Origin of the sequence: Porphyromonas sp. COT-108 OH1349 (assembly GCF_000768755.1) — a bacterium.
In the GTDB taxonomy this organism is placed as follows: Bacteria; Bacteroidota; Bacteroidia; order Bacteroidales; family Porphyromonadaceae; genus Porphyromonas_A; species Porphyromonas_A canoris.
In genome coordinates this window covers 61,637-74,492 of the sequence record NZ_JRAH01000013.1, presented here as the reverse complement: position 1 = coordinate 74,492, position 12,856 = coordinate 61,637, and the positions used below count along the sequence as shown (strand labels likewise).

General features: G+C 42.8%; 10 protein-coding genes. 5 read left to right on the top strand and 5 right to left on the bottom strand.

What is annotated here, in order from left to right:
* Window positions 1-10: 10 nt before the first annotated feature.
* The 5 genes from JT26_RS02310 to JT26_RS02290 form a co-directional block, all read right to left on the bottom strand.
* Complete coding sequence (locus JT26_RS02310) at window positions 11-1,363, bottom strand: aldehyde dehydrogenase family protein (RefSeq protein WP_036845632.1); 1,353 nt, start codon at window positions 1,361-1,363, stop codon at window positions 11-13.
* A gap of 79 nt (window positions 1,364-1,442) precedes the next feature.
* The gene (locus tag JT26_RS02305; protein ID WP_036845629.1) at window positions 1,443-2,558 is read right to left on the bottom strand and encodes a 4-hydroxybutyrate dehydrogenase; all 1,116 of its coding nucleotides are present in this window, start codon (window positions 2,556-2,558) and stop codon (window positions 1,443-1,445) included.
* A 28-nt stretch (window positions 2,559-2,586) separates the two neighbouring features.
* Window positions 2,587-3,885, bottom strand: a complete 1,299-nt coding sequence (locus JT26_RS02300; RefSeq protein ID WP_036845625.1) for an acetyl-CoA hydrolase/transferase family protein — start codon at window positions 3,883-3,885, stop codon at window positions 2,587-2,589.
* Window positions 3,882-4,184, bottom strand: a complete 303-nt coding sequence (locus tag JT26_RS02295) for a NifU family protein (protein WP_052110299.1) — start codon at window positions 4,182-4,184, stop codon at window positions 3,882-3,884. The genes JT26_RS02300 and JT26_RS02295 overlap by 4 nt, the downstream gene beginning before the upstream one ends.
* A 22-nt stretch (window positions 4,185-4,206) precedes the next feature.
* Entirely contained in the window at window positions 4,207-5,667 is a 1,461-nt protein-coding gene (locus tag JT26_RS02290; protein ID WP_036845622.1) for a 4-hydroxyphenylacetate 3-hydroxylase family protein, read from the bottom strand.
* A gap of 861 nt (window positions 5,668-6,528) precedes the next feature.
* Between JT26_RS02290 and JT26_RS02285 the strand changes: the two genes are divergently transcribed.
* The 5 genes from JT26_RS02285 to JT26_RS02265 all read left to right on the top strand — a co-directional run bounded on the left by JT26_RS02285 (window position 6,529) and on the right by JT26_RS02265 (window position 12,842).
* A complete protein-coding gene (locus JT26_RS02285; protein WP_036845619.1) occupies window positions 6,529-8,928 on the top strand; it encodes a hypothetical protein in 2,400 nt (799 codons plus the stop codon).
* Between the two features lie 2 nt (window positions 8,929-8,930).
* A complete protein-coding gene (locus JT26_RS02280; protein ID WP_036845614.1) occupies window positions 8,931-10,022 on the top strand; it encodes an OmpA family protein in 1,092 nt (363 codons plus the stop codon).
* A 161-nt stretch (window positions 10,023-10,183) separates the two neighbouring features.
* A complete protein-coding gene (locus JT26_RS02275) occupies window positions 10,184-11,374 on the top strand; it encodes a glycosyltransferase family 87 protein (RefSeq protein WP_036845611.1) in 1,191 nt (396 codons plus the stop codon).
* Entirely contained in the window at window positions 11,356-12,075 is a 720-nt protein-coding gene (locus JT26_RS02270) for a glycosyltransferase (RefSeq protein ID WP_036845608.1), read from the top strand. Before JT26_RS02275 ends, JT26_RS02270 begins: the two co-directional genes overlap by 19 nt.
* On the top strand, window positions 12,063-12,842 hold the full coding sequence (locus JT26_RS02265) for a polysaccharide deacetylase family protein (protein ID WP_036791490.1): 780 nt from the start codon (window positions 12,063-12,065) through the stop codon (window positions 12,840-12,842). Before JT26_RS02270 ends, JT26_RS02265 begins: the two co-directional genes overlap by 13 nt.
* Window positions 12,843-12,856: the final 14 nt, after the last annotated feature.

The window sequence follows — 12,856 nt, the reverse complement described above, 5'->3', positions numbered from 1 at the left end:
ACGATTCTATTTATGCCCAAATCTCTTCGTCTGTTGGGACTTGGATCCTCGCAGAGATAGGAGCTACTCTTGTGATATTGAGCATGTGCTTGTAGGTAAAGTTCTCCGAAATAGAGTTATTCCCCCAAGTACCACAACCCAAAGTGTTGGTTACTGCCAAACCATTTTGGATAGAACCTCCCGCTGTTGTAGCACAAGAAGCATTGACAATAACTCTGGAAACAGAGATTTCTGAACCTGCCTTGATGATGTTTGCCTGATTATTGGAGTGAACACCGGCTGTGTGTCCGCTACCTTCCATGAAGAGGTTGGCTTTCATCATCTCGATACCTTCTTCAAAATGAGTATAGCCATAGCATCCAAGCACCGGACACATCTTTTCTTTACAGATTTCATCTTCTTGAGCTATACCGTGTGCTTGAACTATAAGTACGCGAGCATCTGCAGGCACCTTTATTCCCGCCTTCTTCGCAATGAACTCTACACTTTGACCTACGATGTCTCTCTCAAGCTTTCCATCTTTGAAGATAGCTCCGACAACAGCATCTCTGTCTTCTTCAGGAACGATATACCCACCATGACGTTGGAACGCAGCAAGCACTTCCTCTTTGTCTTTCTTCGGATATACAAAGAACTGCTCTCCGGAACATATAATACCATTATCAAATGCTCTACCGGTAACCACCTTTTCAGCAGCATCATCATAGTCGATATGACTATCCAAAATTACCTGAACATTGCCGGCTCCTACACCAAAAGAAGGCTTTCCTGAAGAATAAGCGCTATGCACCATAGGCATACCCCCGGTGGCAACAACCACGTCTGTTGAAGCCATCAACTCTTGCGTCTTCTCAATAGATGGTTCTTCTATCATTTGAATCAGATCTTCAGGAACACCAAGTGGTTTTACGGCCTCTTTGATTAGCTTTACAGCCATCCCTGAACACTCTTTACTTCTTGGGTGAGGAGCAATGATGATAGCATTCTTTGTCTTAAGAGCAAATGCAATCTTAGACATTGGTGTTACAATAGGATTGGTCATCGGAGTGATACCGGCAATAACACCGATAGGCTTAGCTATCTCAATAAGACCGGTGCGCTCATCTATACCAATAATGCCCATAGATTTCTTGTCATGAAGATTATACCAAACACCCTTAGACTTGTTACGATTCTTTGCAACCTTATGTTCATAAACACCCATTTCTGTTTCATTCACAGCCAAACGGGCCAACATTTCTGCATTATCGTAGATTGCTTTTGTCGCGGCTTTTACCGCCATGTCTGCAGCTTCTTGATTAAAAGCTTGCTCATACTGCCCCTGTGCAACACGAGCGCGCTGCACCATCGTTTTAATGTCCATGTTTTTTGTTTAATATGTTATTGTTGTGATTTTCCTATATTTCAATTCAAGATCTTACGATAAAAAGGTCAAGATCATATTAGTAAAGCTTTCTATATATCTCTTCTATCTCATCCACAGATAGCTCTACATAGTTATTAGCCAATAGACGCTGTTGTGTCTTTATAACAGCTTCTGCAAAGCCTCTCACCTCTTCATCTTTCATTCCATATTCTCGAAGCGGCTTCTTATCTATAAGACAGCCCAAAAGCTCATCCAAGCAAGGATAAACTTCTTCCGGCTGGCATCCGAGAATGCGAGAGAGCTTCCAGTTGACTTCCACTATTGCGCCAAAAGGATTTTTCTTCTGATAAGCCTTGAATACTTCTGTAAAGAATTGGTAGTTGGCCTCTCCATGTGGTACGTGATAATTTCCTCCGAGAGGATAAGAAAGGGCGTGAACAGCACCCACTCCGGCATTGCCAAAAGCTATACCTGCAAAGTTGCTTGCCATGATCATCTCTCCCATCTTTTCAAAACGATATTCAGGACCATGCTCTCTTATCTTCTTGAATACCTCTAAAACAATATTCCAAGCCTCTTCGCTAAAGATCCGAGTAAATGGAGTGGCCTTAGGCGAAACATACGCTTCTATTGCATGAATAAGAGCATCTATTGCACTGCAAGCATAAAACTTAAACGGCAGGCCACGCAAAAACTCAGGAATGATAACGGCATCATCTGCCAGGATTGCATCATCTGCCAATCCCATCTTTGTATGTCTGCTCTTGATCTCTGCGATAGAAATATTGGTAACCTCACTGCCTGTACCACAAGTAGTAGGAATAATAACCAGCTTTTTCTCTTTTATCAGAGGGATGGAGCGATCGAATGCTTGCAGAACATCTGCCATTCCTTTTAAGACAAACAACTTGGAGATATCTATCACAGTACCTCCACCTATTGCTATAACCCGATCATAATCTACACCACGAAGATCAGACAGGATGTTATTCATCATCTCATCCGAAGGTTCTCCGAGACCATACTTCTCCTGCATTACGAAATGGCAAGGAAGATTAACCTCTTTCATGAACGGTTCATACAAGAACTCATTTGTGATGACCAAGTCTCTCTCTCCAAGCTCAAATGCTTGAGCAAACTCTCTGAAAGAATCAAAGCTATGAATAGTGGTCTTTAGTTTGAAAAGTTGCATAATAGAATATAAATAAGAAATATTAATATCATCCAAATCGTTTACTGTAATAGCTCAAAAGTTCCTCACGGAAGTCGGGATGAGCAATGCTGATCAAAGCCTCCGCTCTTTCTCTTAGCGACTTCCCTTTCAGACGCGCTATACCATACTCCGTTACAATATAATCCACATCATTTCTGAGGGTCGTCACGGCAGCACCATCTGCTATCTTGGGGACAATTCTTGAAGCCGTACCCTTGCTGGCTGTAGAAGGCATAGCCATAATGCTCTTACCATTTTTAGACCAAGTAGCACCACGAACATAGTCCACTTGTCCCCCGGTTCCGCTAAACTGCTTAGGTCCTATACACTCCGAGACCACCTGTCCCATGAGATCCACCTCTATACAGCTGTTGATGCTTATCATATTGTCATTTTGTGCAATAACTCTCGGATCATTCACATAGTCCACAGAATAGAGCTCAACATCGGGATTGTTGTTGACAAAGTCGTATACATCCTGAGTTCCCATCAAGAATGTGGCAACCATCTTACCCGGATGTAAACTTTTCTTGGCTCCTGTAATCACACCCCTTCTTACCAATTCAAGGACTCCATCTGCAAACATCTCTGTGTGGATGCCCAGATCCTTTTTATCCTTCAAGAACTGAAGCACAGCATCCGGAATGGCTCCGATGCCCAGTTGAAGAGTGTCGCCATCTTTTACAAGTTCGGCACAGTTCTTCCCTATCGCCTCTTCCACTTCTCCGATCTTAGGTTGAGGTATCGTGTAAAGAGGATAATCTGCCTCTACGATAAAGTCTATATCAGAAAGATGTATAGTATTGTCTCCTCCGACAAAAGGCATTTGAGCATTTATCTCTCCGATAACAATTTTAGCCTCTTCCGCTGCCGGCTTGGTATAGTCGCAAGAAATACCAAAGCTGCAATACCCTTCTTCATTGGGAGCAGAAAGCTGTACAATCGCGACGTCCACAGGAAGAAGCCTCTGTCTCATCATGCTCGGAACTTCATAGAAAAATCCCGGAATGAAATCGGCACGATTTTCAGCCACGGCTGCACGCGAGTTAGCTCCCACAAAGTTGGTTATATGTCTGAAATGAGAAGCCATTTCAGGAGCCATGTACTTACCTTCACCAAGGCAAAGCATGTGATAGATCTTCACATCTTTGAATTTCTCTGCATTTCTTACCAATGCATCTACACACAGCCTTGGTACTGCGGCTGCATGAGAAAGAACGACTAAATCTCCGTTCTGGATATGCTTAACGGCCTCATCTGCTGTTACGACTTTAGACTTAAAAGGCGTTAGGGCATCTCTGTTCATAACTTGCTGTTTTTTCTTAATATTCTCTTAGCTTCGTTCAGAAGGTCTTCACTTACTCCACTTTCCAGACAGAGATACACGTCTTCTGTTTCCAAATGCTCTCTTAATGCAGCCTGTACCACTTTCTCAAGGGTCTCATTTGCCGCAGGACAGAATCTACATGCTCCCGTAAAACGGACATGTACCGTGCAATCATCTATCTTTACAAGCTGCAAATCGCCCCCATGACTACGCAACAAAGGACTTACCTTGTCGCGTAGTATGGGTTCGATCTCTTCTGCCAAAAGTGTCTTTACCATTTATAAATATAAAGAATATCGCTTACTTGTCTTTAGACACATCCACTTTGGCTATAGCACGAGCCAACTCTTTCTTTGCCTCCAAGTCTCCTTGTCTTGCAATCATGATGCGTTGAGCTTGAGGAGATCCGGCTCCGTGCATAGACTCTGTACGATATCCTACTGCTGCAGTACCAAGAGTGATATTCTCTATAAGGCGTAGTATTCTCATGCGATTCTCTGTGTCTTTGCCTGTTGCTCCCACAAAATACTTCTTAACGATAGGACCAAGTTCCGGATGACGGAGATCCTGTTCCGAAGGCATCGTAACCATAAGACCGCCTGCAATATCTTCGGCAAGACGTGCTATTTCGTATGGTAATCTTGTGATATTTTGTTTACATACATTCGCAAGAAGAAGATCTATCATATAGTTGCCTGCATCCATTTGAGTTCCTTCGGATGAGCAAGCTATACCACAAGAATATAGAGTTTCATTCAAGTGAATCATCTCTATCAGTTTGTCTTTGATGTGTGTTGCTTTAGGCACGCCATTATAGTCCGCAGCGAGAGCAGCAGCACCGATAAGGACATCCCCGACTCCTACCTTACAACCACCATAAGACTGTCTGTGGTAACCGGCAAATCTTTCTACCATCATACCAGCATACTTGTACTCCTTACACATGAATACGCGTTCGTTCGGTACAAATACATCGTCAAAGACAACAAGAGCTTCGTGTCCGCCGAACTCAGAGTTTCCAAGGTCAATCTCTGCTCCAGGCTCCATTTTTCTTGTATCACAAGATTGACGTCCGTATATCATTATCACACCTTCGGCATCACTTGGCACAGCAAAAGAGACTGCGTAATCCGAATCTTCTGCTTTCATTGCGATAGTAGGCATAATCAAGTGTTCGTGAGAGTTCACGGCCCCTGTTTGGTGAGCCTTAGCACCTCTTACCACAATACCATCCGGACGCACTTCTGTAATGTGTACATAGAGATCCGGATCGGGTTGCTGAGAAGGAGACAAACTTCTATCACCCTTAGGGTCAGTCATAGCACCATCCACCACAAGGTCATTCTCTTGCACAAACTCCATGTACTTCACAAAACGCTTGTGGTACTCTGTTCCCAGCTCTCTATCCATTTCAAACGTTGTAGAATAGATTGCATTGAATGCATCCATACCCACACAACGTTGGAAGCAAGAAGCTGTCTTCTGTCCCAAGAGACGTTGCATTTTCACCTTATTCTTAAGGTCTTCTGTACTTTGGTGAAGGTGGCAAAATCTATTTATTCGCTTGCCTGTAAGATTACTTGTGGCAGTCATGAGATCCTTGTACTCCTCCATTTCTGCCAGTTTGTAAGTCATTGCTACTGAGTTCATCGAAGGTCTTATCATTGGGTGATCCACAGGATTATCGATCTTTTCTCCCATAAAATAGACCTGAAGATTCATTTTTCTCAGACTTTCTACATACTGTTCGCTGGTCATCATAAGCTGTATTGAGTTTTATAAGTGATAAAACATTAGTTCCCGTAGCAGAGAAAGAAAGCTCCTTTATCTTGTTGAGTAAGTATGACTATAGGCAGTAGTCCCATAAAAGATATCTTCCATGTGGTTTTTGCTTTGCCATCCACAATCCTGCTAAAAAGTATTTCAATTCGTCTCACCTCATGCATTGGACAAAAATCATAGAGACTTTTTACTTTGGCAGGAACTTGACAAGTGTCAAAAACTCTCTTTCTGAATCTATTTTTATAATGTTAGTAATATAGTTTTCTGTTCCGGATATGGCTCTCAAAAGATTGCACGAAAAAACCACTTAAAGTCGTAACTCTAAGTGTCAATTTGTGCCAATCTGACATGGAATCTTTAGTGCTGTAAGCACCGATACTCTCTTGCATATTCCTTGAGAGCGCATATCGCATGTAGTTTTTTGTTGTAGTGTTTGAAAATGTTATTCTATTTCGCTACAAAAATATGTAATTTGTTTGAACCTACCAACAGATGACTATAAAATCCTCTTTAGAACTTGTTTTTAAGATAAAAAATCTGAAGCAGCCTCTCCTCTTTATCACAAAACGAAGTATCATGATATAAGAAAATATCAGCGCAAAATTATATTTACACTCACACTCAAAATAAAAAATCTCAACTATTTTGATAAATAATTTGGTCCCCAAACTATTTATCACTAAAATTGCAGGTTGAAAAGAAATATTTAAGAGCCTGTTACTATGAGATGTATATCTTTTAGTTACCGATACGACTCGTTAAAGATAGAATAACAGTAAGCGATTTTTATCATAAATAGAAAATACAAACACAGAAAAATGAATCATTTGATTTACGACTATGAGTAAAAACAGTTTTCTCTTCAAGGGATTATTTCTTTTGTTGCTGCTAATTGTAGGATTAACAGCATGTGAAAAAGTAGACTTTATACTTCCCGAAGGACCTCAAGGAGAAAGAGGGCCTCAAGGAGAGGCAGGGTTATCAGCTTACGAAATATGGAAGCGACAGGTAGAAAAAAAGATTATTATCTGGAATGGAGGTACAAATATTCCCGACTTCTTTCTCTACCTAAAAGGCAAAGACGGGAAAGATGGTAAAGATGGGGTCTCTCCACACATCGGCACAAATGGTAACTGGTGGATTGGTAGCAAAGATACGGGCATTCCTGCCAAAGGTAAAGATGGTAAAGACGGTAACAATGGCAAAGATGGAGAAAACGGACAAGATGGTGTCTCTCCACACATAGGCTCGAACGGCAATTGGTGGATAGGAGACAAGGACACAGGTGTCCCTGCCAAAGGTGAAGACGGTAAGGATGGTAAGGATGGCAAAGATGGAGAGAATGGACAAGATGGTATCTCTCCGCACATTGGCAAAAACGGAAACTGGTGGATAGGAGACAAGGACACCGGTGTCCCAGCCAAAGGTAAAGACGGTAAGGATGGAGAGAATGGAGAGAATGGACAAAACGGTATCTCTCCACACATTGGCGAAAACGGGAACTGGTGGATAGGAGACAAAGACACAGGTATTCCTGCTAAAGGAAAGGATGGTAAAGATGGCAAGGATGGTGCAAAAGGTAATAACGGAGACTCTGCTTATGAAGTCTGGAAGAAGTTCATCTCTTCCGGCAATGTACCGCATCCACATAAACCGGGAGAAAAATGGCCACCTGAAGCCAATTCAGAGGCAGACTTTTGGGCTTTCCTAATGGGAGCTAAAGGAGAAAATGGATCCAATGGTAAGGATGGGAATGATGGAAAAGACGGGGAGAATGGACAAAATGGAAACAATGGTCTTTCTACCTATGAGCTTTGGAAAGAAGATCTTGCCAAAAGATGTGGAACGACAAATCCTATCAGAAACAGAAACACAAACGAGCCGTGGGATTGCGAAAAGAACTCTCTTGACGACTTTTACGAGTTCATAAGTGCTTCTTGTGAGTGTGGCAATACCGACTTCGTACCTCCTGTACCAGGAACTCCCGGAGCAGAGACTCCCATTATAGACAATATGTTCAACGTTATTGCACAATTTTCTCTTGCAAACTTCAGTGAATACAGTCATCCCGATGGGGTTCTTTATAAGGTCTATGATAAAAATGGAGAGTTGGCTCCGGAAAGTATTGTCACGGGAATGCCCGGATTAGATCCGGCTTTAGCTTTTGTGGCAGATACCAACGGAGAGTTTCGCATACCTCTGAACCTGTTGCCATTCAAAGACATGGCATCATTTGGGGCTCCATTTGTTAAATATAAAGGTAAAACAAGAAGAGCTGCTAGAAACACTTTTGTTCCAAACAGAATTCATGCAAGGGTTAGGCTTCGTTCCATTTTTTATGTTATGGGACATAATATTCTTCAAATCAATTCTGCTATAGAAATTCATCGCAAGCCTGGCTCTCCTTGGGAACCCGTTCCGGCTCATCTCATAGACGATAGTCGACCACGATTTGGCAACTATGCTACCGGATACAGAATATCGAATCCTGAAGATCCGACTTCATTTATTTTAGATGGTGGTGGACATAAGATTTCGGTACCATTTACCATAGATCAGATGTTTGGCAACTTTACCATTAAGAAGAAAATAGTAGACTCGGATCTTATCCTCGACAAGAGTAACCTTTGGGGAGGAGAGAGAGAGTATTACACCGTAGACTTTGACTTAGGTAAGTATTTGGGAGTTTTGGAGGGAATAATTATCGTTGAAGTGCCGCCGGTACAAAATCTTCCTCAGATAAAAAAACTTGTATTGCATAAAAAGATCGTACAAGATGATGATACCGTATTGTTTGAAAGAGTAACAGGAGAGCTTGATACGAGTACCATAAATCTTGATGCTATATTCCCTCAAAGCAAGAGAAAGGTAGCCATTAAACCGGAAAGAATGACCGTACTTTATCCGCCATTCACACAAGAAGAAGCAAAAGCACAAACAGTACTCTTCGTCAAAGCCAATTATGGAGGGGAAGATTATGCAGACACATCCGAAAAACATCCGACTCTTGGTGCACCAACATTTGAGCTAAAGAATGTCCGGTTAGGATCCAGAATATATGTCTCATACAACTGGTCTGTTTCTTCCGGCAAAAGTGGAAACATAGCTTGGAATGGCTTGGACAACATACACAGAGAGCTTATTGAAGATCCGGCTCACCCGGGTCAATACAAACTAAAGATTAACCCTCTATATGAGGGGAAAGTGGCTCCGATCGAAGTAACTTATAGCGAAGAATAATCATGAAGACAATACTACGGATACTTCTTTTTACCCTTATCGTGAGTGGAGGTTACGCACAGCAATCCGTAAAGAAAGCATGGGAAATCTCCCTTGGGGGTAATGCTCTCGGACTTTCCAGAATAGATATTGCAGAAGCTTCCAAAAAAGCTCATCACTACTTTATCTCTATGGATAAGAGGAGCGTGCTCTTCGGAGGACATATAGGCATCGGAAAAGAGCTTGGGCGCCATTGGGCTGTGGATCTTACCCAGTCGGTAAGTTATGACAAAGAGTTTGCATTCCTGACCAATTTGGGAATACGCTATAGGCTCGGAGAATATTTTCGTCCGAATCCACTATTTGATCCTTATCTGACAATAGGGACAGGATACTTCTACAATGGTTTTTCTAAGGGAAACCCAAAGATTCAAATTGATGGAAAAAGTGTTGAATACAAGACTCCTCATCAGATACAAAGAAAACATCTTATACCCATACACGGAGGTGTGGGTATCAATCTTTGGTTTAACGATCATTGGGGGCTAAATATGGAAGGCGGTTATCAGGCATTTGAACACATGGACAGATCCGGACTTTGGTATGCTCGTGTAGGTATAAAGATGCGTATCGGTGGAGAGCCTAAGATAATGCAGCCCAAAACGGAGGTAAGATACGTGGAAAAAGTGATAGAGAAAATCGTCGAAAAAGAAGTAAAAGTTGCTCCGGCATCTCTCCCTTCAACCTCTATCCCTATGCTTCTGGAAGGAATCTTCTTTGCATTTAACAGCAGTGTTATAGACGATACTTCTAAGCAGTCTTTGGATCAAACGGCGGCTTTCATGCTCCAGAATAACAATAAACGATTCCTTATATCCGGGTTCACCGATAATGTGGGTAGCGATGAGTACAACGATAAACTTTCCAATGAAAGAGCGAAAGCTGTTGTCAATGCCCTTATCTCCAGAGGTGTTCCTCAAGATAAACTGAAGTACAGAGGGCTTGGTAAGAGAGTGGCATTGGCTCCGAAGGAGAAGCCGGACAGCACTCGTAAGCAGGATAGAAAAATCATGATCGAAATTATAGAGTCCGACGACTATTGGAGCTCTCTATAATTGTTCGTCCCTGATGTGTTATAACTCAAAACGGAGGTGTGTTTGCGCAACACATCTCCGTTTTCATTAGTTCTCCTTTCATGAGCGAAGGCAGGAGTGAAAACACAATTTCGAGCGGAAATGGTATCTTTGTGAGAACTCTAATGACCATTTGATAACAAATGACACAGAAAAAGAGCGTCAAGACTCTACTCTTGCAGCCGCAGAGCATCTTCTTCTTCGGATTACTGCTTACCTTGATTTTCTCCACTACCGAGCTGGTCTCCCTAAAGGCAAACAACTTTCAGATATTTGCCTATGGGTCTAAAGATTTCTGGGCAGGCATCAATCCCTATTCCGGTTGGGATCATACCGGGGTTGCCGGAAACGGGCTCGACAGATACTTGTACGGTCCGCTCTTCTCGATGCTTTTCACTCCGTTTGCCTTCCTTCCTTGGTGGCTGGGAGCTTCTCTCTGGAATCTCACAAGCTATTCGGCATTCTTCTACTCCTTGTATAGCTGTAAAGTTTGGAATAGTAAGCGACTTGCCGTAGTCTTCTTCCTGCTTGTGGGAATTATGGTTTCATCCATCATGTCGTTCCAGTTCAACCTTCTCACCACTGCTATGTTTCTCTTTATTTACAAATGGATGGAAGAGGGGCGATACCTTCCGGCAGTGCTTCTGTTGGTCATAGGGGCTTTCACAAAAGTGTATATCGGCTTTGCCGGAGTACTACTCTTTTTCTATCCTCGTTTTTGGAAAAACATCGGACACGGAATGGTATTTTCGGTGATAGCGTTACTTCTTCCTGCTCTAAAGGTTGGAGTGGACGGACTTCTGCCTTACTACCGCTCATGGTTTGAGGCAATCTCCATACGGGAAGCTCCCGAACGTTTTGAAGTAGCCTACCGCTTCATTGCTAAAGCCGGACTACCGGAGATCTACGAATATACACTACCGATACTCATTGTTGCTACACTCTTACCGACAGTCTGTATAGCTCTCTGTCTGATGCAGACAAAAGAGAGGGAGAGAAGAGACAGCCTGCGCCCGATGCTGGGAGCAATGCTGCTCGGAACGGTAATGATGACGCTGATGGTGTGGGGGAACTCCACCGAAAGACACACCTATATAATAGGTATGACGGGGTATCTTCTTTGGGTGTATGCCAAAGGATACATGTCCAAAACGGATAAGATATTCACAGCTCTCTTTTTCTTCTTCTATGTCATCTGCCCCATAGATGTGATATGTCCCGTAAAAATCCGAAGAATAATACTTGACCACAATAATCTTGGAGTTATCTTTGCCCTCATCCTATGGGCAAGAATGACCCTTGAGCCACTTTTGATATGCAAAAACAGACGTTAGACATCATTCTCCCGGCATATAAACCGAAAGGAGAGTGGGTGAAAGCAGTGTACACGCAACTCTCTTCTATCTCCGAGCAATACTCGGACAGGTTGGAGATCTCTCTTATTATATCTCCGGATGGATCGTTTTCTTATTACAGCGAAGAGGTGAAACAACAGATTGCCGATCTGCCTTGGCCCGTGCGGTATGTCTCTTACGAGGTCAACAGGGGTAAAGGTTTTGCTCTCCGTTCAGGTGTAGAAATGTCGGACTCAGACCTGATCCTGTACACAGATTATGACTTCCCTTTCGAGTCGTTTTCTTATACCAATGTTATCGAAAGCCTTCTTTCGGGAGCTGATGCGGTGATTGCCATCAGGCGGAAAAGCTATCAGCATCGTCTGCCTGCCTTGAGAAAACTGCTCTCATACGGTTCTCATCTGGTCAATAGAGTACTGCTCGGTCTTCCATATACAGACACACAAGGCGGTCTGAAAGGATTCAACCGGAAAGGGAAAGAGGCTTTTCTGGAAACGAATATAGACTCTTTCCTCTTCGATACACAGTTCATCTCGATAGCTGTGAAAAAACGCCTGAAAGTGGAAGGCGTTCCGGCAAAGGTAAGAGATGAAGTAGTTTTATCCCGAATGGGCATGAAAGTCCTTCTTAAGGAGCTTCGTGTCCTTCCTAAAGTATTCCAATCAAGATGGTTTTCTTAAGTTTCGATATAGAGGAGTTCGATGCTCCCGTAGAGTTTGGTCATCCGATACCATTTGAAAAGCAGATAGAAATATCGGCTCGCGGTACTGAAGCTATCCTTTCTCTACTAAAAGAGAAGGATGTAAAAGCAACATTCTTTTGTACGGCAACGTTTGCAATGGAACGTCCGAATCTGGTTCAACGCATCACGGAAGAAGGACACGAGCTGGCTTCACACGGCTATTATCACTCCTCTTTCCATGTAGATGATCTTCTCTCGTCCCGCTTAAAGCTGCAAGAGATTACCGGATACGATGTGGTAGGATTCCGTATGCCTCGTATGCAGAATGTATCGGGGTATGCGCTCAAAAATGCAGGTTATAAGTACGATTCCTCTCTGAATCCGACGTGGATGCCGGGACGGTACAACAACTTAGGTAAACCGACACGTCCGTTTATCTCACCCGAACAGCTGTTGGTTCTGCCTGCATCCGTTACACCAATAGTACGTTTTCCTCTCTTTTGGCTCTGTTTTCACAATCTCCCGATGGATATATTCAACGATCTCTGCATCTACACGTACAGAGACAAACAGTACTTCAATATCTATTTCCATCCTTGGGAATTTGTACACCTGCCATCGGATCCTCTGATTAAGCTACCATTTTATATGAGACAAAATACCGGAGAAGAGGCATTGTTCAGGCTATCTGCTCTGATAGATCGTCTGAAAAGACAGAATGCACAGTTTGGCAGATGTAGAGAGATGCTCGAAAAGGTCTTTTAGAATACGCTGCAACA

Bases quoted from the DNA above. Each gene is read 5' to 3' on its own strand.
- JT26_RS02280 (WP_036845614.1), top strand. From the start codon at position 8,931: ATGAAGACAATACTACGGATACTTCTTTTTACCCTTATCGTGAGTGGA.
- JT26_RS02305 (WP_036845629.1), bottom strand. From the start codon at position 2,558: ATGCAACTTTTCAAACTAAAGACCACTATTCATAGCTTTGATTCTTTC.
- JT26_RS02270 (WP_036845608.1), top strand. From the start codon at position 11,356: ATGCAAAAACAGACGTTAGACATCATTCTCCCGGCATATAAACCGAAA.
- JT26_RS02295 (WP_052110299.1), bottom strand. From the start codon at position 4,184: ATGGTAAAGACACTTTTGGCAGAAGAGATCGAACCCATACTACGCGAC.
- JT26_RS02275 (WP_036845611.1), top strand. From the start codon at position 10,184: ATGACACAGAAAAAGAGCGTCAAGACTCTACTCTTGCAGCCGCAGAGC.
- JT26_RS02285 (WP_036845619.1), top strand. From the start codon at position 6,529: ATGAGTAAAAACAGTTTTCTCTTCAAGGGATTATTTCTTTTGTTGCTG.
- JT26_RS02290 (WP_036845622.1), bottom strand. From the start codon at position 5,667: ATGATGACCAGCGAACAGTATGTAGAAAGTCTGAGAAAAATGAATCTT.
- JT26_RS02265 (WP_036791490.1), top strand. From the start codon at position 12,063: ATGGTTTTCTTAAGTTTCGATATAGAGGAGTTCGATGCTCCCGTAGAG.
- JT26_RS02300 (WP_036845625.1), bottom strand. From the start codon at position 3,885: ATGAACAGAGATGCCCTAACGCCTTTTAAGTCTAAAGTCGTAACAGCA.
- JT26_RS02310 (WP_036845632.1), bottom strand. From the start codon at position 1,363: ATGGACATTAAAACGATGGTGCAGCGCGCTCGTGTTGCACAGGGGCAG.